The 24,176-nt window shown below is 34.9% G+C and carries 24 protein-coding genes; 12 read left to right on the top strand and 12 right to left on the bottom strand.

Annotated elements, in window-relative coordinates:
* Nucleotide 1: 1 nt before the first annotated feature.
* The 8 genes from XJ32_RS01835 to XJ32_RS01800 form a co-directional block, all read right to left on the bottom strand.
* Nucleotides 2–1,045 (bottom strand): N-acetylneuraminate synthase family protein, encoded by a 1,044-nt coding sequence (locus XJ32_RS01835; RefSeq protein ID WP_077388162.1) that lies wholly within the window; start codon nucleotides 1,043–1,045, stop codon nucleotides 2–4.
* Nucleotides 1,046–1,048: 3 nt separating this feature from the next.
* Nucleotides 1,049–2,080: an alpha-2,3-sialyltransferase gene (locus tag XJ32_RS01830; RefSeq protein WP_254422419.1), complete on the bottom strand. Its 1,032-nt coding sequence runs from the start codon at nucleotides 2,078–2,080 to the stop codon at nucleotides 1,049–1,051.
* A 314-nt stretch (nucleotides 2,081–2,394) separates the two neighbouring features.
* Nucleotides 2,395–3,375 carry an alpha-2,3-sialyltransferase gene (locus tag XJ32_RS01825; RefSeq protein WP_167619983.1) on the bottom strand — a complete coding sequence of 327 codons (981 nt, stop codon included), beginning with the start codon at nucleotides 3,373–3,375 and terminating at the stop codon, nucleotides 2,395–2,397.
* Complete coding sequence (locus XJ32_RS01820) at nucleotides 3,365–4,375, bottom strand: alpha-2,3-sialyltransferase (protein WP_254422545.1); 1,011 nt, start codon at nucleotides 4,373–4,375, stop codon at nucleotides 3,365–3,367. The genes XJ32_RS01825 and XJ32_RS01820 overlap by 11 nt, the downstream gene beginning before the upstream one ends.
* Before the next feature lie 368 nt (nucleotides 4,376–4,743).
* A complete protein-coding gene (gene rpe, locus XJ32_RS01815; protein WP_077390035.1) occupies nucleotides 4,744–5,385 on the bottom strand; it encodes a ribulose-phosphate 3-epimerase in 642 nt (213 codons plus the stop codon).
* A 319-nt stretch (nucleotides 5,386–5,704) separates the two neighbouring features.
* Nucleotides 5,705–6,958: a GNAT family N-acetyltransferase gene (locus XJ32_RS01810; RefSeq protein WP_077388160.1), complete on the bottom strand. Its 1,254-nt coding sequence runs from the start codon at nucleotides 6,956–6,958 to the stop codon at nucleotides 5,705–5,707.
* A 142-nt stretch (nucleotides 6,959–7,100) separates the two neighbouring features.
* A complete protein-coding gene (ribE, locus tag XJ32_RS01805; RefSeq protein WP_005217136.1) occupies nucleotides 7,101–7,736 on the bottom strand; it encodes a riboflavin synthase in 636 nt (211 codons plus the stop codon).
* A 44-nt stretch (nucleotides 7,737–7,780) separates the two neighbouring features.
* Nucleotides 7,781–8,215, bottom strand: a complete 435-nt coding sequence (locus XJ32_RS01800; protein WP_004085747.1) for a flagellar FliJ family protein — start codon at nucleotides 8,213–8,215, stop codon at nucleotides 7,781–7,783.
* A 350-nt stretch (nucleotides 8,216–8,565) separates the two neighbouring features.
* On the opposite strand from XJ32_RS01800, the gene XJ32_RS13130 reads away from it, so the two are divergent.
* Complete coding sequence (locus XJ32_RS13130) at nucleotides 8,566–8,691, top strand: hypothetical protein (protein WP_302475944.1); 126 nt, start codon at nucleotides 8,566–8,568, stop codon at nucleotides 8,689–8,691.
* Nucleotides 8,692–8,793: 102 nt separating this feature from the next.
* Here the strand turns inward: XJ32_RS13130 and XJ32_RS01795 are convergent, their stop codons facing one another.
* Together XJ32_RS01795 and XJ32_RS01790 are read right to left on the bottom strand one after the other, a co-directional pair.
* The gene (locus XJ32_RS01795) at nucleotides 8,794–9,309 is read right to left on the bottom strand and encodes a DUF2147 domain-containing protein (protein WP_077388159.1); all 516 of its coding nucleotides are present in this window, start codon (nucleotides 9,307–9,309) and stop codon (nucleotides 8,794–8,796) included.
* A gap of 8 nt (nucleotides 9,310–9,317) precedes the next feature.
* Nucleotides 9,318–9,833, bottom strand: a complete 516-nt coding sequence (locus tag XJ32_RS01790; RefSeq protein WP_077388158.1) for a NanQ anomerase/TabA/YiaL family protein — start codon at nucleotides 9,831–9,833, stop codon at nucleotides 9,318–9,320.
* 364 nt (nucleotides 9,834–10,197) lie between these two features.
* On the opposite strand from XJ32_RS01790, the gene XJ32_RS01785 reads away from it, so the two are divergent.
* From XJ32_RS01785 to XJ32_RS11660, 4 genes are all read left to right on the top strand, one after another.
* Nucleotides 10,198–11,913: a saccharopine dehydrogenase family protein gene (locus XJ32_RS01785; protein WP_077388157.1), complete on the top strand. Its 1,716-nt coding sequence runs from the start codon at nucleotides 10,198–10,200 to the stop codon at nucleotides 11,911–11,913.
* Between the two features lie 63 nt (nucleotides 11,914–11,976).
* Nucleotides 11,977–13,725 carry a DUF262 domain-containing protein gene (locus XJ32_RS01780; protein WP_077388156.1) on the top strand — a complete coding sequence of 583 codons (1,749 nt, stop codon included), beginning with the start codon at nucleotides 11,977–11,979 and terminating at the stop codon, nucleotides 13,723–13,725.
* Between the two features lie 38 nt (nucleotides 13,726–13,763).
* Entirely contained in the window at nucleotides 13,764–14,246 is a 483-nt protein-coding gene (locus XJ32_RS01775; protein WP_077388155.1) for a restriction endonuclease, read from the top strand.
* A 372-nt stretch (nucleotides 14,247–14,618) separates the two neighbouring features.
* A complete protein-coding gene (locus tag XJ32_RS11660) occupies nucleotides 14,619–14,756 on the top strand; it encodes a hypothetical protein (RefSeq protein ID WP_155761424.1) in 138 nt (45 codons plus the stop codon).
* A gap of 770 nt (nucleotides 14,757–15,526) precedes the next feature.
* Here the strand turns inward: XJ32_RS11660 and XJ32_RS01770 are convergent.
* Nucleotides 15,527–16,507: an SEL1-like repeat protein gene (locus XJ32_RS01770; RefSeq protein WP_077388154.1), complete on the bottom strand. Its 981-nt coding sequence runs from the start codon at nucleotides 16,505–16,507 to the stop codon at nucleotides 15,527–15,529.
* A gap of 132 nt (nucleotides 16,508–16,639) precedes the next feature.
* On the opposite strand from XJ32_RS01770, the gene XJ32_RS01765 reads away from it, so the two are divergent.
* The 3 genes from XJ32_RS01765 to XJ32_RS01755 all read left to right on the top strand — a co-directional run bounded on the left by XJ32_RS01765 (nucleotide 16,640) and on the right by XJ32_RS01755 (nucleotide 18,603).
* Nucleotides 16,640–16,912, top strand: coding sequence for a metal-sensing transcriptional repressor (locus XJ32_RS01765; RefSeq protein WP_004087347.1), 273 nt, complete (start codon nucleotides 16,640–16,642; stop codon nucleotides 16,910–16,912).
* Nucleotides 16,913–17,030: 118 nt separating this feature from the next.
* Complete coding sequence (locus tag XJ32_RS01760; protein WP_223808369.1) at nucleotides 17,031–17,369, top strand: hypothetical protein; 339 nt, start codon at nucleotides 17,031–17,033, stop codon at nucleotides 17,367–17,369.
* Between the two features lie 52 nt (nucleotides 17,370–17,421).
* Entirely contained in the window at nucleotides 17,422–18,603 is a 1,182-nt protein-coding gene (locus tag XJ32_RS01755; RefSeq protein ID WP_034565040.1) for a pyridoxal phosphate-dependent aminotransferase, read from the top strand.
* A 356-nt stretch (nucleotides 18,604–18,959) separates the two neighbouring features.
* Here the strand turns inward: XJ32_RS01755 and XJ32_RS01750 are convergent, their stop codons facing one another.
* Nucleotides 18,960–19,451, bottom strand: a complete 492-nt coding sequence (locus XJ32_RS01750) for a flavodoxin (protein ID WP_077388153.1) — start codon at nucleotides 19,449–19,451, stop codon at nucleotides 18,960–18,962.
* A 157-nt stretch (nucleotides 19,452–19,608) separates the two neighbouring features.
* On the opposite strand from XJ32_RS01750, the gene XJ32_RS01745 reads away from it, so the two are divergent.
* The 4 genes from XJ32_RS01745 (at nucleotide 19,609) to XJ32_RS01730 (ending at nucleotide 24,164) form a co-directional block, all read left to right on the top strand.
* Nucleotides 19,609–20,748, top strand: a complete 1,140-nt coding sequence (locus XJ32_RS01745; RefSeq protein ID WP_077388152.1) for a pyridoxal-phosphate-dependent aminotransferase family protein — start codon at nucleotides 19,609–19,611, stop codon at nucleotides 20,746–20,748.
* Between the two features lie 204 nt (nucleotides 20,749–20,952).
* Nucleotides 20,953–22,581, top strand: a complete 1,629-nt coding sequence (locus XJ32_RS01740) for a methyl-accepting chemotaxis protein (RefSeq protein WP_077388151.1) — start codon at nucleotides 20,953–20,955, stop codon at nucleotides 22,579–22,581.
* A 105-nt stretch (nucleotides 22,582–22,686) separates the two neighbouring features.
* On the top strand, nucleotides 22,687–23,181 hold the full coding sequence (locus tag XJ32_RS01735; RefSeq protein WP_027338349.1) for a DUF6056 family protein: 495 nt from the start codon (nucleotides 22,687–22,689) through the stop codon (nucleotides 23,179–23,181).
* A 38-nt stretch (nucleotides 23,182–23,219) separates the two neighbouring features.
* A complete protein-coding gene (locus XJ32_RS01730) occupies nucleotides 23,220–24,164 on the top strand; it encodes a DUF6056 family protein (protein WP_077388150.1) in 945 nt (314 codons plus the stop codon).
* The last annotated feature ends 12 nt before the right edge of the window (nucleotides 24,165–24,176 follow it).

Genomic DNA, 24,176 nt, shown 5'->3' with positions numbered 1-24,176 from the left:
TTTATCTAAAATCTTCATATTGAATCTGCACATTTTCTGCAATATCTCTCACTGCTTTTTTACCCAATATAGATTCAAACTCTTCTGCATGGATTCCACCTTTTCCCGGTCTTTTTACCCAAATATTAGACATATCTAGTATTTCGCCCTTTTTAATAGGCTTTATACTTACAACACTTGCAAAAGCAAAATCAATTGTTACTTGCTCTTCTTTTGCTGCTTCTTTAGATTCTTTGCTTGTGCCTTTCATAATGAATAATTCTTTGCTTTGTGTGATTAGCTCTTTTAATGCGTTTTCATCCATTGAACAGATTATATCAGGTCCATCTCTATCCATAGAATCTGTAAAATGTCTCTCCAATACACACGCTCCAAGTGCTACTGCACCAAGACATGCAAGATTATTTATGCTATGATCACTCAAGCCAACAAGGCAGTTAAACTCTTCTTTAAGTCTTAGCATTGCGTTTAATCGCACAAGATGTGGCGGCGTGGGATAGAGATTTGTCGTGTGTAATAACACAAATGGGACTTCAAAATCTTTTAGTATCTTTACACTTTTAGCAATAGATTCTATATTATTCATACCTGTGCTTAGGATAATTGGCTTTTTAAAACCTGCGATATGCTTTAACAATGGATAATTATTGCATTCACCGCTACCGATTTTAAACGCACTCACGCCCATATCCTGCAATCTATTTGCCGCCGCCCTTGAGAACGGAGTGCTAAGATAGACCAAGCCTTTCTTTTCTGTATATTCTTTTAATGCAAGTTCATCATTAAAGCTTAAAGCACAATTTTTCATAATCTCATAAATGCTTATATCCGCATTGCCCGGGATTACCTTTTGTGCTGCACTACACATTTCATCGTCTATGACATGTGTTTGATGCTTGATTAACTTAGCCCCAGCCCTGTAAGCAGAATCTACCATAAGCTTTGCTATCTCTAAACTACCATTATGATTTATACCAATCTCTGGAATAACAAGCGGTGGGACAGATTCTCCAATCTCTAAATGCTCTATATTAAATGTTGTCATGTTTTATCCTTTCTTTAAATTCTTAAAATAATGTCTCATATCTCGTGGCAGTCGTATTAAATCGCTAAATATTTTAAAATAGATATTGTTGTGCATTCTATTCCATTTGTTATTTTTTGGCATGGCAATTTCTATGCGTTCTATATCATAAGCACTTGGTATCAATATATCTTTTGTATAGTTGCTTGGTTTTTCAGTAGGCATAAAGATATTATTTGTGATGGGTGCTAATGGAACATATTGTGTTAATGGACTATTTGGACATAAGCTATAAAACTTTATCCCATAATGTCTGCTTAGAAAAGTGAGTGCCTCTAAATCTGCTTCTTTAGAATGATAGCTTGGCTTTCTATTTGGATTAAATTCATCAGCAACAGCCTGTTTAAATTTAGGCATGAGTTTCAATAAATTTTTTTGTAAAGTATCAAACGCGTACGCTTTGCCTTCATAAAAATCAATCCCTGCTAAATAAATCTCTTTATATCCCATAGATACAGCAATAGCACAAAGCAAGATGCTTGAGGTTGGGTGCTTACCAAAAAACATTGCTTGTATTTTTAAATATTCTAAAAAAGCTTCAATATTATGAGAATATTTTCCACCATACATTCTATGCACAAAAGAATCATGATTAAAAATTTTTGTAAGCACTTCAAGCTCAAACTCTTTTTTTGCTTTTGGTAATACATGACTTGAAGGAAGAAAAACAGATTCTATATTATATTCATTGTTGCTATTCAAATGAAGTGTTGTGTATAATTGTTCTGCAAATGTCTGTGTAGCAAAAGTTGCTGCCTTAATATTTTTGCCTAAGTAATATTTATCTTCAAAATAAAACTGATTGCAGCGAAACACATCGTAACTGTTTGTATCACAACTACGGGGGGGGGGGGGTAGTCTTGTGTAATCTATTTCTTTTAGACTTGGTCCATTACCAGCGACAATAGCATATTTATTTGAGTCTATATTTTCATTCTTTGTTTTGAGACTTTTATGGGAATTTGTTGTGGATGCTGAACATATGTTGTCTAACACAAAAATATCCTTGTTGTGATTTTAAGTTGTGATTGTAGCATAATTTGATGTGATATTGTCTTGCTGTATATTTCACATAAAATTCAGCATAATAAATATTTGTACCCTTGTGCTTATGCCATGTATCAATTTGTTCGACAATATCTTCGCCTAATATTATTGAAACACTCTTTTATGCTTCCTTAAATATAGCAATATTACACATTCTCTCATATTTCTAACGCCAACTAATTAAGCCAAGATAACAAACATTTCATGCTTGGTGGACTAGATTCCCCAATTTCTAATTGTTCTATATTAAATGTTGTCATATTTTATCCTTTCTTTAAATTTTTAAAATAATGTTTCATGTCTCGTGGCAGTCGCATTAAATCATCGAAGATTTTAAAGTAAAAATTGTTTTTAATCCTGTTTCTTTTTTGCAACTTTTCATCATGCAGGTGCAAGTTAAACCTTAATGCATCTTGCATATATTTTACTCCTTTTCCCTGCGGTATCAATATATCTTTTGTGTAATTTTGCGGCTTTTCTTCTGGTATAAAAGTATTATTCGTAATGGGTGCTAGTGGGAAATATTGTGTTAATGGACTGTTTGGACATAAGCTATAAAACTTTATCCCATAATGTCTGCTTAGAAAAGTGAGTGCCTCTAAATCTGCTTCTTTTGAGTGATAACTGAACTCATTTTTATTACCAAATTGTTTGCTGTCTATATCCATTCTAAAATGAGGCATAAGGTGCAGAATATTTTCTTGTAAAACATTAAATGCATAGTCTCCACTCTCATAAAAATCAATTCCTGTTAAATAGATTTCTTTATACCCCATAGATACTGCGATCGCACAAAGAAAAATAGCTGAAGTTGGATTTTTATAGTAATATAATTTTTGTAATTTTATATACTCTAAAAATGCTTCAATGTTGCATGAATATTTACCTTCATACAATGTTTGTATGAAAACATTGTGGCGGAATATTTGCACCAATCTTTCCAACTCAAGTTCCCTTGGTGTTGTTGGTAGTACATGATGCTGTACAATAAAAACAGATTCTATATTATATTCATTATTGCTATTCAAGTGAAGTGTTGTATATATCTGTTCTGCAAGCATCTGGGTTGCAAAAGTTACTGCCTTAATACTTTTTCCTAAGTAATATTTGTCTTCAAAATAGAATTGATTACAGCGAAATACATCATATTTTAGAGGCAACCTTTTATAATCTATCTCTGCAAGACTCGGAGCATTTCCTGCTACAATAGCATATTTATTATTTATCATTTCATTATTTTGCATTATTGCCCTCCATAGAGATATGACATATAATACATGTGTGATATATAGAAATGTGGCATTGTTTCTTATAAATACTATTTGTTTTTTCATCAATCGTGGGTGTTACCCCCCCCCCCCCATTTGTTTTAATAAATTTTTGCATTTTTTTATTCAACCAACATCCCTTTATATGTCGGCGTATAGCATTTGGCAATGCTATAAAGTCTTTACACAATCTATAAATGATATTATTTTTTAGTGCTTGTTTATAACGAAATATGTCTAACTCTCGTTGTTTCTCTAATGGATGAATACGCCAAAGATTAGGCTCTACCCCATAATTTAACCTTTCATATGCATTAACGGAAGGTATCAGTACATCTCTTATAGAATCTTCTCTTCTTTCTTCAACTTGAAAAGTGACGATGTTTTGCGAGGTTGCTAAGGGGATATATCTATTTATTGGGCTATTTGGACATATGCTATAAAATTTTACTCCATAATATTTTTCCAAAAAATGTAGGGCTTCAATATCTATTTCTTTTGAGTGAAAGTTGCCTGGTGTAGTGCTAAAATATGGAAATATTGCTAACAAATTTTTCTGCATAGTATCAAATGCATAAGCATCTTTTGCACCATATAAATCAATACCTGCTATATAGATTTCCTTATATCCCAATGCAACGGCAAATGCACACATGTAGATTCCAGAAGTTATTCTCCTTTCATGATATAACTCATTATAGCGTATAAAGGCGTAAAAATCCCTTAGATTGAACAGCTGTTTTGAGCCACATACCACATCATCAAATACATGCGAATATCTTAAATAAAATGAATCCATATGCTTAAGGTTAAAATCTGAAACGACAATATTTTCTATCTCATATTCTCTTGCATACAATAATGTTTTGTATGTATAGGACTGCTCAAAAAGAAAAGGTGAAATAGCAAAAGCAAATTTTACTTTTTTGCCTAAAAAATATTTATCTTCGAAATAGAATTGATTGCAGCGAAATATATCGTAATCATTTATATCAAAACTAGTATTACAACTACATATGGGGGGGGGGGGGTAGTCTTGTGTAATCTATTTCTTTTAGACTTGGTCCATTACCAGCTATGATGGCATATCTATTGGCATTTGAATGTGTATAATGCAACACAGTCATTCCTCTCTTATTTTATTGTTAATTGTCGGAGTACATTATAGCACAATATTCACTTCACACCCATAACAACTTTAAAGTTTTATTACAAATTCTACTCGACATATTCTTTTAATGTTAAATGAATGTATTTGTCCGTGCTTTATAGATAAATTTCCTTTAGGAGATTAGGCTCTAAAACCAAATAAAGACCACATTGCTATATACCTTGCCTATAAATTTACACCTTTAGTTTCTGTATAGCCAGCTTTCTGTCCTTTTGCTTAAAGATATAATTACCAGCGACAGCTATATCAACGCCGACATTTTTTAGGGCATGGATATTTGTATCATTGATACCGCCATCAACTTCTATAAGGCATTGTGGGTTTCGCATTAGAATCATATCTTTTAAATCTGCTATTTTTTCTATCATATTTGGGATAAACTGCTGTCCGCCAAAGCCCGGATTCACACTCATGATAAGCACCATATCAATATCGGTAAGAATATATTTCAATCCATCAAGTGGTGTGTGCGGATTGAGGGCGATAGCAGGTGAGATTCCATAAGATCTAATCTTTTGTATCAGTCTGTGCAAATGCTTTTCACTCTCAATATGCACACTCATATATTTTGGTCCTAAAGGCGCATATAAATCAACAAAAAAGTTTGCATCTTCAACCATAAAATGTATATCTAGCGGGATCTCACTTATGTCCTTAATCCCCTCTAATACGCAAGGACCAAGTGTCATATTTGGCACAAAATGCCCATCCATTACATCAATATGTAAGAGATCGCACCCCCCTTTTACAACAGATTCTATCTCTTGTGCTAAGTATAAAAAATTTGCGGATAAAAGACTCGGGGCGACTTGCATGAAAGCACTTTGGGCTTGTGCGTTATTAGCAAATTGTGGCTCACTATAATCTTCTGAATCTATATTTTTCATAGATATTTTTGCTAAATCATCAATATCTCGTGCTTGTTTTAATGAATGGAGTAATTTCTCAAACTTTGGATCTAACATGCCCTATCCTTGCAAATCATTTGAAATATTCTTACCAAATAATCTTGTAATAATACAAAATAATCGTTAATTTCAAAATAATCATTATTGTAGAGAACATCGCATGTTAAGGCAAGTATATAAAAACATGGAATCTAGTCTCAAAAATCTATATATTGCATCCAAGCAATTAGAAATAATCACTAAAATACGCTTTCCCCTCCGGGATAATCTCTTCTAAAATATCAATTGTTATGTCGTCTGCATCAAGCCTATTAATCTGTCGTAAATATAGCGGTCGCTTATATCCCATAAGCATGGTTGTGAGTGTTTGGATATTAATATGTAGCGTATAGATAGAATCCCCTAAGTCTTCAAGGCTAGAGCTAGTCTCTCTTTCCATAACCTTTACTTGCTTTACGTTTGGGCTAAACTGCACGATAAATTGCTTATTATTCCACTCAAGCAAAGGATCACTCACAATAAAGCAAAGCATAACATTCATATTGATGGAATCAAAAGGATATTGTGATAAAAACTGCATAACATCAACGATTCTTGCCATGATATAGGGCTGTGTGGTCTCTTTTATATGTCCATCTTCTAGCAAGAATGCAAGGTTATGATTGCTATAATTTGCTCCTTTTACCTTATCAAACATAGATTGATGTGCGTTTATATAACCCCAGATTCCATAATGGGCTTCTTCATTGAGATAGACTAACTCTTTGATTTTAAACACATCATTTTCTAGCAGATACACAATGTAGCCTGTGGGCTTGTCGTTGCTATCATAATAGATTGCGATCACCTCATCATCGACATCCCACCGCCAATACTCATCCCATGCGAGTTTATTGCGGATAAGACAGCCATGCGTTTGTTTTGCAAACTCATCGTGCAGGGCGATTAAGTCCTTATTATCACAATCTACCCTTTGTATGATTCCATCGACTTTTGGGACTTTTGGAGTTTGGTGGTCTTTCATGCTAAAAGTCATTTTATCACTTACAATCTCCCAGCCACGAGAGCGATAATAGGGGATTGAGTAAGGATATAGGCAGGATATGCTTTGCTTATTTTTCCGCATAGTTGATAGAATCTCTTTCATTAAATCTGCCATAAGACCAATGCCAGAATACTCTGGATAAGTCGCAACGCCTGTTATACCACCCATCTCAAAAATGCTATTATAAATGTTTATTTGCATAGGATAAAGTGCGATTTGAGAGACTAGTTTGTCTTTATTAAACCAGCCAAGCACATAGGCATTTTTTAACACAGGGTATTTTGACTGCTTAATAGCGGCATTATTCCAGCCAAATGTCAAAAGATCTTTTTCTGTTACTTGAAAGGCATAACGCAAAAGCTCATTAAACTCTTCTACATCATCTGCTACAAGTTGCCTTAATGTGAGTTCTTTTTTTAATTGTGATTTTTTCATGGCTTTCCTTTGTTTAAATATGAAATTATAGTTTAGATTCTCATATTTATCATTTTAAGCAAAGAAAAAATGTGGATTTATTGCTATATGCAATAGCTTATTATTGATCGCTGATATTAAAACCTTAAACAACAACCCCAAATCAATACAAAAGCGTTATAGAATCATACATATCCTGCATGGCTTGTTTTTTACTAGGATTATTGTGAGTTAGCATATATTTATGAAACATATTTGCAATGCTTCGTGTGATAATGTCTGTCTCAATATTTACTCTGCGACCTATCTTGTAATCCATAAAAAGTGTATTCTGCATTGTATGTGGGATTATCACAAGACTAAAGCTAGAATCTTGCACTTCATGTATCGTAAGGCTAATGCCATCAATACATACACTGCCCTTATCTACCATGTAAGATAGGGCTTTTTGCGTTGTTTCTATGTGGAAAACATGCTGATTTGCCTGCATTTCTCTAGACTTTATCACGCCGATAGAATCAATATGCCCCTGCACGATATGTCCATGCAATCCATCGCCTAAACGCAAGGCTGGCTCGATATGCACTAGCCCTTGCAAGTTTTCTGTGGCGATTAATGAGGCACTCTCTTTACTAAGCTCTACGCTAAAATGCGTTTTTGTGCTTTCTATGGCGGTAAGACATGCTCCATTAACTGCTATACTATCGCCTATATTTGGGTTTAAATCAGATTCTAAACACAGGATTTGATCGCGATAAAAACGCACTTTTGCAAATTGTCTCACAAGTCCGCTAAACATAACTTTCTCCATACTAAATGCGTAATCTTACCATAATCATGTGCTTACTCAATATTTGTGCTGTTTTTTTGTCTTGTATGTAGCATGATTGTAACTTCATCTAGCTGTTTTGTCTCTTGTTTGTTGTTTTCTAGCGTTTGTGCATCTTTGGCTTTGTTGTAGAGATATAGCGTTTTTTCATGTTCTAGGTGTGCTATGCGGATTTGCTGCTTAATGTATTCTTGCTCTTCTTTCAAAATGCCTATTTGCCTTTGAATCTCGTGTATTTCATAGAGATAGGCTTGGATAGAATCTTTTTGACTTTGATAAGCACTGAAGCTACCAGATGAGGGCATAGGAATACTAGCAATCTGCGTATTGATAGAATCTATATCAGCATATTTACGCGTGATTAATGTTTGATTGCGTAATAGGTTTTTTTCCTGCATATCAAGTTGTTGCTTTGCGATTTTTACAAGATTAACAAGCTGTTTTGTCATAACATGTCCTTGAATACAAATAAGCACTCTGAATTATAGCATGTGATTTTGAAACTACATTAAAACGCTATGGCTAGATTCTATATTTGGCTAAATCTCACTTTGCTTCTAATACTTATTTTGTAAAATAGAATCTATCATCTCAATTTAAAAGGGAAATTATATTGCTAAAGTGTGTTTATAGCTTTTCTTTCATTTCATAGTATGGATACAAATATGTTAAAAGAGTGTGAAATTTGAAAGCTGTTTTTAATTGGCGCTCTATCTAATGGTAACTATGGAATCAGTAGAGTTTAGCTCATGTAAGCAACTTTACACCTTATTGCATGAAACATATTCGTGAATCCATTATGACTATCTTAAAATTTACCTTGCTACAAACAATCAATATGCAGGATAAAACACGCTCAGAGACTTACCCTGTTTGTGTCCCCCCCCCCCCCCATTTTTACAAGATTGATATTGAAATCTATTGAGAACAATTTAATCCAGTAATAGCAAGTATTGAAATAAGAAACATCTTCTTTATCAAATATTCATACACTAAAAGTGATGGACACCTACCATGTTTTGCATCGCTACTTCCTGCTACGAATAGTATCATCAATCGTTGGCACGATTTTTTCCAGTGGTAGTCTGTATTGTTGATATTGTTTGCTTTGCTCTGTGTTTAATTTTTGCCATTCAAATGCTTTACTTAATACATAATAGGAATCTAGAGCACCTACAAAATCGATTTTATCATTTCCTTTTGGCACGATTTTGCCATGATATGTTTTACAATTATAAAAATTATAAATTGCCCCATCTACAAACTGCCCTTTCTTATTTTCTGTGTAGCCATATCCAAATACGACGCCCACACTCTTCCTTCCGCGTAGCTCGACATTTTTATTGCATGAATCACTTACTGGTTCTGCCTCAAGATTCTTTAGTCCATAGACATAATATTTGCCATTATGCTTAAAAATCTCAACGATAGCCTGACCCCCTTCAGTGCCTTTATGTGTTAAATAGATACCAGAAATATCCCCCGCATACACAGCACCAAAAAGTCCCCATAATAAGCACACTCCATAGCGTAATAGACGCATATTTCCTCCTAATTACAAGATTTTACAATATAGGATTCTAATAATGTTTTTGGGACTTTTGCTACTATTTTATAAACTTTATTATCCGTAATGTTCTTGTGTTTTAGCCCACCAGCATGCACATCATTTGGGAAAAATACGCAAAGACACGCATTGCTTGAAATGATTCTATGAGTAGATTTTTTTGATTTATATACAATCAAGTCCTTTTCTGCATTATATGATTCTATAATCTTAAAATCTTTAGAATCGCCTATCATAAAGCATTCACTACCATGGATTGTAAGCTGAAAATCAACATATTCTTTATGTGTCTCAAAAAATGCGCGTTTATATGGTTTTAGCTTGTAGGTTTGCAACATAGCAAAAATGCCAGAATCCAAATCAATGCGAATCTCATTTTCATAGTCTCTTTTTTTATACTTGCCCTGCAAACAAGTCTCAAAAAACCTATAAAGCTGCTTTAGTGCTTCATGCTGACAAAAAAGCCACCCACAATTATCAAGTTTTGAAATAATAGCCATTCAATCACTCTCCCATTCCCATTAAAACCGAAACTCTATAATAAACTCTCTTAAAAATCGCTTTAAAATAAAAACTAATAAGAAAATATCACCACGCATTTCTATTTTTACACATTAGATATAAATGTATTGTCATTTTATGATTATAAAACTCATCGTGCCTTTAAATGTATCCAAGGGCAAGTAACAAGCTTTATATTTTTCAGTTATAATCCTTACAAAATATGTTTCTTGCTTCACAAAAAAGTTAGCGTTATTTACTCTACCATATCATTACAAAATGTCAAGTTGTTTTATTGTAGTGTAGTTTAGACTAATAGCAACCAAGCAAAGAACATGTTTTCATTTTATTCAAGGAGCAATTATGGCGTGTGTTTTACAGATTGGTGCAGGTGGAGTTGGCGGTGTGGTAGCGCATAAAATGGCGATGAATAGGGAGAGTTTTACTCGCATTATCTTAGCTTCTCGCACCCTTAGCAAATGCCAAGCGATAGCAGATTCTATCCGCCAAAAAGGCTTAGGTGAGATTGAGATAGATTCTGTCGATGCCGATAGCGTAGAGTCTGTGGTGGCTTTGATTGAAAAATACCGCCCAAAACTTGTGGTAAATGTTGCATTGCCCTACCAAGATTTAAGCATTATGGAAGCGTGTCTTCGCACAAAAACGCATTATTTAGACACGGCAAATTATGAGCATCCAGATTCAGCGCATTTTGAGTATAAAGAGCAGTGGGCGTATGATACACGCTATAAACAAGCAGGGATTTTTGCGTTGCTTGGCAGCGGCTTTGACCCGGGCGTTACAAATGTGTTTTGTGCTTACGCACAGAAGCATTATTTTGATGAGATACACACTATTGATATTTTGGACTGCAATGCGGGGGATCACGGCTATGCGTTTGCGACAAACTTTAACCCAGAGATTAACTTAAGAGAGGTTAGCTCTAAAGCGAGATATTGGATAAAAGATATTGATTCTAAAAAAGTGGATTCTAATGTGGAATCTAATAGCCTTGTTTCACAAGCTGATCTAGCCTTAAATCCGGATTTAAAACAAGACACCATTTATCGCAAGTTTGAGCGAGAAGAGAAGCATTTTACACTAGATTCTAATACGCAGGATTTGAAAGTAGAATCTTACTTTAACGGGCAGTGGCGAGACATCGCACCCCTAGCTTTGATGAAAGAGTGGGACTACCCAGAAGTTGGCGTGAAAAATAGCTATTTGCTCTACCACGAAGAGCTAGAATCGCTTATCCGCAATATCAAAGGTTTGCGAAAAATCCGCTTTTTTATGACTTTTGGCGAGAGCTATCTCACGCATATGAAGTGCTTAGAGAATATTGGCTTTTTACGCATTGATGAGGTGGCACACAAGGGTGGCAAAATCGTGCCTATTGAAGTGCTAAAGACACTTTTGCCAGATCCTGCTAGTCTAGCCTCTCGCACAAAGGGGCAAACGCACATTGGCTGCTATATGAAGGGTGTGAAAGACGGCAAAGAACGCACGATTTATATCTATAATATTTGCGATCATACGGCTTGCTATAAAGAAGTCAATGCGCAAGGTGTGAGCTATACGACAGGTGTGCCGGCAATGATTGGAGCGAAGCTCATCTGTGAAGATAAATGGGGGCTAAATGCGCCTAAGGGGCATTCAGTATTGAGCGATAAATCAGGGAGTGCTTCGCCTCGCTCACTGCAACGCACGCTTAGTGCGTCTCATTCGCAAGACTTGCACAACCCTGATTTCTCATCTCAATCCTTAGAATGCCAAGATTCCAAAAAAGATTCTAAATTAGACTCTCAAAAAGTGGGTTCTGCCCCTTGTCATACTGAACGCAGTGAAGTGTCTAGCATAGAATCCTACAACGCAGAGCGACTAAAACTTAACGCTGATATGCCAAAGGGCGGAGAGTATCAGGGGATAGATTCTAGTAGTGGTAGTGGCGTGTGGAATATGGAGCAAAACGACCCCGACCCCTTTATGCAAGAGCTCAACAAACAAGGACTCCCTTATGTTGTGTGTGAAATAGAATTTAATGGCAACCTAAAAGTGCTAGAATATGGGAGAGGGTAGAATCCCAAAAATACAAATAAAAACATTGTGAAAAGCAACAAGCCACGATAAAAAGGAGTGGAAATGGCAGAAATGAGAGCAGAGCGCAAAACAATATTTGATTATCTTTCAAAAAATAAATTTTTGATTCCAATGTATCAAAGAAATTATGTCTGGAGTGAAGATGAATGTTTGCAGCTTTGGGAAGATGTATGTAGCTTTTTTGAAAATAAAAAAGAGGACGAGGAGTATTTCTTAGGTTGTGTAGTGGTATATAAGGAAAATTATAGACAAAACATCATCGATGGACAGCAAAGAACCACAACGCTCAATCTCTTAATCCGCGCATTGTATGAGAAAGCAAGGGGGCAAAATGGTATAGATAAGCTTAAAAGTGATTTAGCGGCGTGCTTATGGGATAGCAATGCACTTACAGGACAGATTGATTTTGATAAAGTGCATTTAAAAAGTGAGGTGGCAACAGATTTTGATAACCAATCTTTAGAAAATCTTTTTAAAGACACTTTAGATATTAAGAGCAACATAAAGCTTTCTTTATATGAGAAAAACTTTTTGTTTTTTCAAGGAAAAATTGACGAATTAGCAAGAGAAAAGCCTGTAGAGTGGTTTGATTTTTGCTTATGCCTTTTACGCTCTTGTGTGCTTTTACCCATTGAATGTGATAACAGAGATAAAGCCTTGCGCATTTTCAATACACTCAATAATCGCGGTGTAACTTTAAGCCCTGCGGATATTTTTAAGGGTCTTATTTTTGAGAAAAAGGATGAAGAGGAGAAAAAGATTTTTGCTAGAGAGTGGAAAGAACTAGAGAGCAAGATACAAAGCTCTTCCCATCTAAAAAAGGAGGATATTAGCTTTCTTTTCACGCAGTATGAGCATATTATCCGTGCGGAATATAATGATGTAGATACCGCGATACCAAGCACGCTAGATTTTTGGACACAAAAGCATAAGAAAAACACAAAAGGTCGTGATGTCAATTACGCGGCAAATGATGATATGTTGAGCAAGGAATCTACTTTTATTTTTATCCAAAAATTAGGTGATTTTTGGTGTAACCCTTATGAATATTTAAGCCAAGATTCTAAAAAATATTTTGCACTTTTAGGCATATATCAAAATAAATTGTGGCAAATGGTTGTAAGCGTGTGCTTTTATAAACACCATCAAAACAAAGAAGCATTACAAGAAGCGCTAGACATTATCTTGCCACAGGTTGCAGCATATTGTGCGATTGGATTATTGTATGGTAAAGGTGGAGCTTCAGGCTTGCTTTGGGGCTTTATGAAGGCAAATATCCATATCCACAATAACAATATACAAAAGATTTTTGAAACATCTAAAAATATTCCCAATTTAGTTATGCCAAGTTTGGAGAGTTTTATCCATTTTTCCAAAAAGGCTTTACCTAGACATATACGCTACATCTTAGCCCTCTACGCACTTATGCTAGATTCCAAACAAGAGCTAGAATGGAATCTAAATGGCAAAAACTACACGCTAATGAGTGCAGAGATTGAGCATATTTTGCCTAGAAAATGGCTGGAAGCTAACTATAACGGCTGGGACAAAAAGGATGCACAAGAATTTTTAGAACATATTGGTAATAAAATGTTGCTAGAAAAGAAAGTCAATATAGAAGCAGGAAATGGTTATTTCCACCGCAAAAAAGAGAGCTATAAAAACTCTCACTTCAAAGAAGCACAGCTCCTAGCACAAAATGAGCAAAAAGATTGGGCTAAGACTGATATTGAAAAAAGAAATAGGCACATATATGAGAAATTTAGAGATCTTTTTACAAGAGTGTTTTAGGCTTGATGTGTGAAAAATTCAGTAAACAAGGATAAACAATGGAATTTTTATTTATCATTTTTGTTGTTAGTATTGCTTTTTTGTTACTATATAAACCAAAGCGAAAAAAGCTTACAAAATCTAGAAGTTATGTTGTAGATTATGCTGCTATAAATAAACAAAAAGGCGATGATTATGAACGACAGATTGGCAGATTCTACCAACAGCAAGGCTATAAGGTGTATTTTAAGGGAATCAAAGAAGGGCGGAGAGATCAGGGAATTGATCTAATAGCATATAAAGGCAGGGAAGCGATTTTGATTCAATGTAAAAATTGGGAAAACACACAGGTAAAACAGGAGCATTTAAGAATCTTTTTAGGGGATTGCACTGCATATTTGGAGCAGAATCAAAAGATTTTTGCAAAAAAGAATGTCAGCCGCGTATTTGTAACAAGCTGTGAAAACCTAGATTATGGCGTGAAAAAATTTTTAGAAGAAAATAGTATGGAGTATAGGATTATCCCCTATGAAAGAGTGTAAAAGCACAACACAAAATATAACTCTAAAAAATAATACAATAGCATAAGGGCAACAAATACAATGTATTTTTTTTACACAACAATCTCGTTGTCAGCCATACCTTAATGGTAGATTTTCCACAAACTTATGAATTTGACGATTTCAAAAGAGAAAGGTTGCAATGTTATAAAATCTAAATTATTAGATATTTCGCTTTGTTCAATATGACAATTAATCAGAATCCAAAAAACACAAAAAGAGCATGAATTTTGCTAAAAAACATTATGAAACAAAAGCAAAGTAACTAGGATTTAGAATCCCGCAAAAAAACTACAGAAGATCACGCCAAGCAGAGTAATTCATATACTAAAGGGGCATAGAGAAAACTCACCTATGGTAAAAAATGGTAATCAAAAGACTATTGCATTTGATGAAGTCGCTAATTATCAAAACTATGTAGATATTGCGGATTTACAAACTTTAATAAACGACCATAAAGGCAAAAAAGTTTTGCTTAGCAACAGCAGATAAATAGATGCATGTGTAGTCGCAAAGGAGAAGCGACAAAAGGACAATGAATAATGAATTAAGTTTTAAAAGTATGTATTTTGAAAAAAAGATGTGACTAAATCAAACGACTTTAAAAAACGCTAACCATTTAGAAAATGGTATCTCCGACATACACGATTAACATTGGAAATTTAGATAACGCACTAAACCTTAAGTCCGTACCACAAACCTACCAACAAAACAAGCCCCTATAGTCTAGCCAAAAAAAGTCAATACAATAAACATGTTTCGTTCATAATTTTAAAAAGCAAAAGCACAAGTCCTTGCTATTAGTACATGCGTAGTGGGATTTAAAAGATTTTTGTTTTTTCTTGTTATTGCAAGATTGCAAAGCAATATAACGGCAATCTACAAATAATAATAAAGTGTTTTGGCTTGCGGTAGAACATGACAAAGGGAAAGGCATAACAACGAAGTCAATATAAGAATCAAGATTAAAAAGCACTAACAAGCAAATAGTAAGAATAAGACAATTTAAGATAAAAGCTATATGCTAAAAATGATTGGAAATATCATTTATGCATTATCTATGCTTCCCTAACGACGAAATTTTTTCTATATTTTATCTTCTTTAATAAATTTAGATTGGTCGAATGTCAGATACTACAATCCGCGCATTTCTTAATCTCATCTAAAATAGCATCATTCATAATAGCAGGTATGAAATCTAGAACTTGCACTAGCCTAGAGTATGTGGGGCTTTACAGAATTTCAGCCTAAGACTCACAAACCTACCGCATATCACACGACTTCTTATCGCCGAATTTACACGCTTTACTAAAATAGCCACCTGCTACTTGAGTATCACGCCGCACACCCATGCCATCATAATACATAGCCCCAATATTATAACACGCATTAGAATGCCCCATATTGCATGACTTTAGATAAAGTCCCAATGCTTTTGGATAGTCAATATTCACACCATCGCCCTTATTATACATAATCCCTAAGCTATAACAAGCCTTAATATGATGCATATCACATGCTTTAGTATAAAGTCTAATTGCTTCCGGATAGCTTTGTTCCACACCATAGCCATAATCAAATAAGATTCCAAGATTATAGCACGCCCCAGCCCTATTATCCGCACACACTTTGGTAAAAAATTCCCTTGCTTTATCATAATCTTTTGCAATGCCCTCGCCCTTTGCATACATTACGCCAAGATTATCACATGCATCATCATGCCCATATTCACATGCTTTTGCATAAAGATCTGCTGCCCTCTCGTAATCCCTATCCCCACCTTTACCATAAAAGTAGAGATTCCCTAAGCTATAACAGCCCTCTGCCTTTTTACCATCACATGACTTTATATATAAATCACGCGCTTTCTTTTCATCTTTTTCTACACCCAAGCCACCCATATACAAATAGCCAAGATTAAGACAAGCCGCAGCATGATCGACATTACAAGCCTGCGTGTATAAATCAAGTGCTTGTTTGTAATCCTGTGATACGCCTTGCCCCTCTTGATATAATACACCTAAGTTATAACACGCATTCATTTCTCTTGCATGACATGCTTTACGCCAAAATTTTTGTGCTTTTGCATAATCTTGTGGCACATTATCAGCTACATAATACATATCGCCAAGTATAGAACAAGCTGTCATATTGCCTTTATTGCAATGCTTAGTAATATTAGATATATCTATGCCAAGTGCTATTTGAAACAATAAAAACAAGATAATGCTAGTCTTTTTCATGCCATTCCCCGAATCTATTAAAGAAGATTCTAATATTTAATAGAAAAATTGCGATTATGCAAATAAAATATTATAATAGCATAAAATAAAGTGCATTAAGTCAAAGATTTAAGATTGATTATAAGGATTTTAATGGAGCAAGAAAACGCAAAAAACATACATAGAAGATTGAAAAAAATCATAGGGCAATTGAATGCGATTGATAAAATGGTAGATGACGAAGTGGCATGTGTGGATATTTTAATACAAATCAATGCCGCTAAAAGTGCATTACATAAAGTTGGGCAAATCGTCTTAGAGGGGCATGTAACACATTGTATGAAAGATGCCATAAAACACGGAGATTCTGATACAAGTCTTGATGAGCTAGCAAAGGCAATAGAGCATTTTTCGCGTATGTCTTAGCGGCGTTTAAATTTAATGATATAGGTTTTAGAATCTTTATTTTTGCGATGAATTCAGATTTTGGACTATAACATTATGAAAAAACAAATATTAAACTTAAGGAAATGTTGCTATGAATATGGGATTTACACTCGAGGGTGAATTAGAGGGGAGAAAGCTTAGTCTTACTTGCACTGGTGTTATTAGAGACTATGAATCTTTTAAAGCATTTAAGGCGGATTTATTTGATATTGTAGGTGTGAGCGAAATAGAGCATTTGAAAGAAAAGGCTTTTGATGAGCTAGAGGTAAAGTTTGCTGACTCTCATCCGTTGCCTGATTGTCTTGTAGGTTTTTTCTTAAAGCTTTCAGAGAGAGATAAAATAGCCGTTAGTTTAATGACAAATGAAAACAAAATGTTAAGTTTTTTCATCTCATTATTTTTAGATGAGAAATTAAATGTGCGTTTATATTTATAATTGAAAATATTTTGCTACCATTTTGTATCTTTTAATGTGATAAGGAGTTGTAATGCAACAATATTCTAAGAGGATCTTAAGCCTTAGTGAATCTGCCACAATCGCAGTAGCAAGTCTAGCAAGAAAACTGCAAGCAGAAGGTAAAGATGTATTGAGTTTTAGTGCTGGAGAGCCTGACTTTGACACACCTAAAGTAATTAAGGAAGAGGCGATAAGGGCGTTAAACTGCGGTTTTACAAAATATACTGCAGTTGCTGGTATCCCTGAGCTTTTAAAGGCTATTTCACAAAAGCTAAAAAGAGATAATAATCTAGAATATGATCCAAAAGAAATCATTGTAAGCAATGGTGCAAAGCAATCGCTATTTAACGCATTTCAAGCGATCATTGATGAGGGTGATGAAGTGCTTATACCTACTCCGTATTGGGTAACTTACCCTGAATTAGTTACATATAGTGGTGGAAAGCCTGTATTTGTAGAAACAAAAGAAGAATATGGTTTTAAGGCAAGAGGTATTGATTTTGAAAGGGCTATTACGCCAAAGACTAAGGCTATTGTGCTTACGAGCCCATCGAATCCCACTGGCATGATCTACACAAAAGAAGAGTTAGAGTCAGTTATTGAAGTTGCTTTGAAACATAATCTGTGGATTATCAGTGATGAAATGTATGAAAAATTAGTCTATGATGGCACTTTTGTAAGCATTGCTTCGCTTAATGATTCCATTATGCAAAAGACGATTACAATTAATGGCTTAAGTAAATCTGTGGCAATGACTGGTTGGCGTATGGGCTATGCAGCATGCAAAGATCAAAAGTTAATCAAGCTTATGGATAACTTGCAAAGTCAATGCACTTCAAATATTAACTCTATCACGCAAAAAGCCGCAATTGTAGCCCTTGATGGCAGTGCGGACGCTGATATTGAATCTATGCGAGAGGCGTTTAAAGAACGCAGGGATATTGCATGCGGGCTAATTGATGAGATACCCGGCATTAGCGTTGTAAAGCCTGATGGTGCATTCTATCTTTTTATTAATATAAACAATGTAAAGGGATACAATGGTAATAGTATGGAGTTCTGCAAAGCATTGCTTGAAAAAGTCGGCGTTGCATTAGTCCCGGGAAGTGCATTTGGCATGGATGGCTTTGTGCGTATGAGCTTTGCTTGTGATTTAGCACAGATTAAAGAAGGCTTTGTGCGTATTAATAAGTTTGTAAGAGGTGAGTGTTAGTAATATCATTTGTTGCCTAACATATAAACAAAACGCAGGGGGGGGCATTATGATATGCACAAGGGTATTTTGGTTATTTGTCTCACCATAGGCATAAACATTGAGATATTTTGTTGTGCTTAACACGATTAACCGCTGGGTTCTAAAGTGTTATCATATCAAAGCCCTTAAAACTTAGTCAAATAAAGTTTATTTGAAAAAAATCGCTACCTATTGCGCGAAAGCCGAAAAATCGTAAGAATAAGAAACAATACACATTAAGATTCCAACACGCTGTAACACTTCATGAATAGTTACAACATGACTGAAAATCAATGCTTGAGAGTTAAAAAAGTAGCTTTAACTTGAGTTAGACTCTAGAATCCCTCGCCTTTAATTTGTGCTACCCATGCATCAAGTCTTTCATCAGTTTTGTCATCTTGATTTACTTCATCGATAGCTAAACCTACAAATTTTCCGCCTTCTACACCTTTAGACTCATCAAACTCATAGCCATCAGTTGAGGTTGCACCAACAAGTTTTGCACCTTTTGCTACATTTTTAAGATGATAGAGTGCATCACAGAAAGTGCTGCCATAGCTATCAGCATCACCTAAAGCTAGTAATCCTACGACTTTACCGCCAAAATTTGCTCCAGAAAGAGTTTCTGCATAGCTTTCCCAATCACTTTGTAATTCACCATCGCCCCATGTTGAGCTTGCAAGTATAATTTTGTCAAACTTATTGATTGCATCAGCATCAGCATCAGCTACATTGATAAGCTCTGCACCGCCCAATTTTTTTGCCAATCTTTCGCATACATCAGTTGTAGTGTCATTATCACTTCCAAAAAATATTCCAATACTCATTGTGTTTCCTTTATAATGTAAAATTACAAACCATGATTTATAATGTAAAATTACAAACCATGATTTTGGTTTGTTTGAATGCAAGGATACTACATTTTACTTAACTGCATTCATATTTCTGCTATACTTACACATATTTTTTGCAAAAAGGGAAAAAATGGAAACAAATATCTCAAAGCTTATAACACAATCGCTTTTATTTACACCCGGTCCAACGCCTACCCCAGAGTTTATCCGTCAGGCTATGGCACAGCCTACACTACATCATAGAACAAGTGAGTTTGAATCTATATTTAAAGAGACTAGAACACATTTAGCTAAAATGCTTGGTATGCCAGAGATACTCATGCTTGCAAGTAGCGGCACAGGAGCTATGGAAGCTTGTATTGCCACTTTTTCTTCACGCAAGATTCTAAGTGTAAATAGCGGTAAGTTTGGCGAACGCTTTGGGGGCATAGGCAGGGCATTAGGTAGAGAAGTAGTTGAGATTATAAATGAATGGGATACGCCAGTAAGTGTAGATTCTATACAAGAAGCCTTAGCACAACACAAAGATATTGAATGTATATGCTTACAGATTTGTGAATCAGCAGGTGGTCTTTCACATCCTTATAAAGAAGTTGCAAAACTAGTAAAACAGCATAATAAAGACATTTTTGTCATCGCTGATGGCATAACAGCTATGGGTGTAGAATACATTGTTACTACACATATTGACGCTCTAATCGGCGGTAGTCAAAAAGCTTTTATGTTGCCACCGGGATTAGCCTTTATCGGTTTAAGTAAAATGGCGATTGATTTTATAGAAAGTAATCCAAAGGGTTATTACTTCAATCTCTCAAAAGAGCTAAAGAATCAGCGTAAAAATACCACAGCATACACAGCGACAACTTCTATCATAATAGGTATTAAAGCATATTTTGACATGCTTGCAAGTAAGAATCTAACAATTACAGATATATATGAATATAGTGCAAAAATAGCAAATGCCACGCGTAAAGCCTTGCAAGCCCTAGACTTGCACATTTATCCAAAAACACCAGCAAATAGTATGAGTGTTGTAGATTCTACACATGCAAAAGATATTATAAAGATTCTAAAATCACATTTCAATATCAATGTGGCAGGTGGGCAAGATAGGCTAAAAGACAAAATCTTTAGAGTAAATCACATGGGATACATTCCATTGCATGAGATTGCCTTTGTGATAAATGCCATAGAATTGAGCCTAGCAATGCTTAAAATACGAGAATTTAATGGAGAAGCAAATAGGGTGTTTTTTGAGGTGTTGGTTTAAACATATCGCTAACTAGAGTAATTTAGATAATATTTTATGTATATTTATTGTTGCAAAAATCATTTGGGTAATATAATGTATGCTATCTCAAATCACAAAAGCACAAAAGATTAGCAACAATACAAACTTAGATTCAGGAATATTTTCCTATAATACAATCTTTTATGTGATTGTTTGTCAAATTTTTATCAAAAGGATTAAGCAATGTTAAACAACATGAATGTGCGATGGCGGCTAAGATTATTTCCACTATTTTTGGCGATTATTTTTATTATAATTTATAGTATTTTTAGCAATGAAAACAATAAGGCTTTGGCAAGACTAGATCAAAATGAGACATTAACTAAGATTCAAATAAAATTTTTAAATGCAGGTCAGCTTTTTTATCAAAATGGTCGCTCAACAGAGGCATATAAAGAGTTTATCGATACGCTTAATGAGGTTGTAGGCGATTTACGCAAGCTTCAAACGACATTTTTTACAGAAGAAAGCCTCTCAATGTCAAATGATGTAATTAGTAGCCTTGAAAGCTATATTAAAGCCCTGCAAGAGACTATGCAAACACGCATAAAGACCGATCAGAGTGATGGCATTAAAGGTATGGACGAGTATGCACAACGAAATTCTTCCATACGCAAAGAGGCTTCAGACAAACTCAATACACTTTCACATTGGCTAACCACTCAAACCGCCCATTCACTTGCATTCGTTGATACAGTGATGATTGCTATGCTGCTTGGTTCTGTTGTTGTCTTTGCATTTTTATCTTTTGCTGTTATTTGGGGTATTGTTGGACCACTTAAAACAATCCGTGAGGGCATTATTTCGTTTTGTGCATATATTAATAATGAAACAAATGAGATTAAGCCCATTGTTATTAAGAATAGAGATGAGTTTGGTGAAATGTCTCGAGTTTTAGACCAAAATATACAAAAGGTGCAGGCTGGTTTGCAAAAAGATAATGCCATGATACAAGAAACTGCAAACATTGCAAAAAAGGCTAGTAGCGGATTCTTGAAACTGCGTATTGAATCTACCCCACATAGCCCAAACCTTGTTGAATTACAAAAGATACTCAACGACCTATTACAGGCATTTTATGACAACATAGCGCAGGTAAGAGAAGTGCTATACACTTACACAAATAATGATTTTACAAAACGCGTTGATAGCACACAGCTAAATGGGATCATGCAGGAACTTTTTAATGGTGTAAATCATATGGGCGATGAGATTAGCAAGATTCTAAAGGTGCAGCTTGACTTGGGTGAGAACTTGCAAAACAAATCTCAAAATCTAAGAGATTCTATGAATGCTTTAGCAGATTCTATGAATACACAAACTGCAAGCTTGCAACAAACTGCAACTTCTATTGAAGAAATCACAAATTCTATGCAAAATATAGAAGACAAAACAAGTGAGGTAACAGCCCAAAGTGCAGATATTAAAAATGTTATTGACATTATCAAGGATATTGCTGATCAGACAAATCTACTCGCACTTAATGCCGCTATTGAAGCGGCAAGAGCTGGAGAGCATGGTAGGGGCTTTGCAGTTGTTGCTGATGAGGTAAGGAAGCTTGCAGAACGCACATCAAAAAGTTTAGGCGAGATTGAAGCAAATACAAATATGCTAGTGCAAGGCATTAATGAAATGTCAGAATCTATAAAAGAGCAAGTAGAAAGTATAAATCAAATCAATTCTGCAGTTACACAGCTTGAAAGCATTACGCAAGAAAATACAAATATCACTATCCAAAACAATGAAGTCGCAAGTGAAGTTTCTAAAATGGCATTAGATTCTGTGGAAGACTCCAAACGGCGTAAGTTTTAGTGGATATAGCGATCAAAATTTTGGAATATATGTAACAAATTTTAGCACAAAGTAGTTGTAAGCGGTAAGAAAATGTGCCAACCACTTTACACACAAAGGTAAATGATGACAAATATACATAAATCCGTTTGGATTACTTTTATTTTATTTAGTGTTTTTTTATTTAGTGTTAATTATGTATTTCCTACACAGAGCGATGATTTAGGTGCTGGTTTTGGGGGATTAGATGGTGCTATAAGCATGTATATGAGTTGGAATGGGCGATTTGGTGAGTTACTTAGAACAGCTTTTATTGGCGCTCTTGCTCCAACACTATTTTTTAAGATAGCAAATACCTTAGTTGGAGTTGTGTTTTTGCTTGCATGGTTTGTAATTCTTTATGCAAGATTGCCAAGGAGTTTTAATGACAGCGTAGTGCTTGCATTAAGCGTGTTATGTATTTTGTTGTTTGGTGCGTTTGGCTCAATATTTGTATGGGCTGCTGGTGCGCTTAATTATCTTTGGGCTTACACATTAGTATTGCTTGTTTGCATACCTTACAGGCTTTTTTGGCATAACTATTTTATATATAATACTACCCCCCCCCCCCACAGATTCTAATACTGATTCCATTTTTTATAGTAAGCTTTTTTGCTGGAATGTCAAATGAGATTACAGGCATTATTGTTGTTATTATTCATATTTGCTTACTCTTTTATGCAGTCTTTATCGCAAAGGTTAGATTACCATTTTGGTATTATGCTGGAGTGATTTTATTTGTATTGGGTTTTTTAGCATTGTATCTATCACCCGGTCATGCGAAGAGAGCGGCGTTATCTGCATCACAAGGGCATTTTTATTCACTTGGAACTTTATGGCAGATGAGTCTTTATGAAAAACTACAACGCATAAATGATGTATTGCGACCAAGGGGTGTTACTATTGCTACATTTGCCTGTTTTGCTTTATTGTTTTTTTATGAAAGATATAAAAGCAAATCTTACAAGCATATTGCTATTGCAATCGTAATTATCGCATGTGCTACTGGTGTGCAGTTTCTAGAGGTTTTTCCACATACTGCAAGTGTTGTCATGTTTCTTATGGTTACATATTATGCGTATAGTATTTACAAAAAAGAACATAATACAACATTATCTCGGTACTATCTCTATGTATTTTTGATATTTGCTGTGCTTCATGTGTTTTTATTGCTAACGATACAAGCAGTATTTTCGGGAAGAGCTGGATTATTTATCGTATTGGCTGGAGCTTTACATTATATACTTTTGTATAGGGCTATATTATTTCTCCACCCAAGCATAGAGTGCAAACTACAATATGGGGTATGTATCTGTGTATTTTTATATGCTATGTTTGTCCTGAGTGCTTTTATTGATATGCGTATAAAATGGGAGACTATGGTAAAAGATGTGGCACAGCAAAAAGCACAAGGGATAGAAGATATAGCAGTAAGATCTAAATATTTTCACAGCTTTTATAAACACTATGGAGATTGGGATAGTCCGGGAACAGATCCAAAAGCATTCCCAAATCCGCTTTATGCAAGGTATTTTGGCGTGAAAAGCTTTGTGGTTAAAGAATAAAAAACATGTGAA

This window comes from Helicobacter bilis (genome assembly GCF_001999985.1).
In the GTDB taxonomy this organism is placed as follows: Bacteria; Campylobacterota; Campylobacteria; order Campylobacterales; family Helicobacteraceae; genus Helicobacter_A; species Helicobacter_A rappini.
This window is presented reverse-complemented; position numbering and strand designations above follow the sequence as displayed.

What these genes read in the sequence shown, in the direction of transcription:
- XJ32_RS01835 (WP_077388162.1), bottom strand. Translation starts at nt 1,045, where the DNA reads ATGACAACATTTAATATAGAGCATTTAGAGATTGGAGAATCTGTCCCA.
- XJ32_RS01825 (WP_167619983.1), bottom strand. Translation starts at nt 3,375, where the DNA reads ATGCAAAATAATGAAATGATAAATAATAAATATGCTATTGTAGCAGGA.
- rpe (WP_077390035.1), bottom strand. Translation starts at nt 5,385, where the DNA reads ATGCAAGTCGCCCCGAGTCTTTTATCCGCAAATTTTTTATACTTAGCA.
- XJ32_RS01810 (WP_077388160.1), bottom strand. Translation starts at nt 6,958, where the DNA reads ATGAAAAAATCACAATTAAAAAAAGAACTCACATTAAGGCAACTTGTA.
- ribE (WP_005217136.1), bottom strand. Translation starts at nt 7,736, where the DNA reads ATGTTTAGCGGACTTGTGAGACAATTTGCAAAAGTGCGTTTTTATCGC.
- XJ32_RS01800 (WP_004085747.1), bottom strand. Translation starts at nt 8,215, where the DNA reads ATGACAAAACAGCTTGTTAATCTTGTAAAAATCGCAAAGCAACAACTT.
- XJ32_RS13130 (WP_302475944.1), top strand. Translation starts at nt 8,566, where the DNA reads ATGACTATCTTAAAATTTACCTTGCTACAAACAATCAATATGCAGGAT.
- XJ32_RS01795 (WP_077388159.1), bottom strand. Translation starts at nt 9,309, where the DNA reads ATGCGTCTATTACGCTATGGAGTGTGCTTATTATGGGGACTTTTTGGT.
- XJ32_RS01790 (WP_077388158.1), bottom strand. Translation starts at nt 9,833, where the DNA reads ATGGCTATTATTTCAAAACTTGATAATTGTGGGTGGCTTTTTTGTCAG.
- XJ32_RS01785 (WP_077388157.1), top strand. Translation starts at nt 10,198, where the DNA reads ATGGCGTGTGTTTTACAGATTGGTGCAGGTGGAGTTGGCGGTGTGGTA.
- XJ32_RS01780 (WP_077388156.1), top strand. Translation starts at nt 11,977, where the DNA reads ATGGCAGAAATGAGAGCAGAGCGCAAAACAATATTTGATTATCTTTCA.
- XJ32_RS01775 (WP_077388155.1), top strand. Translation starts at nt 13,764, where the DNA reads ATGGAATTTTTATTTATCATTTTTGTTGTTAGTATTGCTTTTTTGTTA.
- XJ32_RS11660 (WP_155761424.1), top strand. Translation starts at nt 14,619, where the DNA reads ATGGTAAAAAATGGTAATCAAAAGACTATTGCATTTGATGAAGTCGCT.
- XJ32_RS01770 (WP_077388154.1), bottom strand. Translation starts at nt 16,507, where the DNA reads ATGAAAAAGACTAGCATTATCTTGTTTTTATTGTTTCAAATAGCACTT.
- XJ32_RS01765 (WP_004087347.1), top strand. Translation starts at nt 16,640, where the DNA reads ATGGAGCAAGAAAACGCAAAAAACATACATAGAAGATTGAAAAAAATC.
- XJ32_RS01760 (WP_223808369.1), top strand. Translation starts at nt 17,031, where the DNA reads ATGGGATTTACACTCGAGGGTGAATTAGAGGGGAGAAAGCTTAGTCTT.
- XJ32_RS01755 (WP_034565040.1), top strand. Translation starts at nt 17,422, where the DNA reads ATGCAACAATATTCTAAGAGGATCTTAAGCCTTAGTGAATCTGCCACA.
- XJ32_RS01750 (WP_077388153.1), bottom strand. Translation starts at nt 19,451, where the DNA reads ATGAGTATTGGAATATTTTTTGGAAGTGATAATGACACTACAACTGAT.
- XJ32_RS01745 (WP_077388152.1), top strand. Translation starts at nt 19,609, where the DNA reads ATGGAAACAAATATCTCAAAGCTTATAACACAATCGCTTTTATTTACA.
- XJ32_RS01740 (WP_077388151.1), top strand. Translation starts at nt 20,953, where the DNA reads ATGTTAAACAACATGAATGTGCGATGGCGGCTAAGATTATTTCCACTA.
- XJ32_RS01735 (WP_027338349.1), top strand. Translation starts at nt 22,687, where the DNA reads ATGACAAATATACATAAATCCGTTTGGATTACTTTTATTTTATTTAGT.
- XJ32_RS01730 (WP_077388150.1), top strand. Translation starts at nt 23,220, where the DNA reads ATGTCAAATGAGATTACAGGCATTATTGTTGTTATTATTCATATTTGC.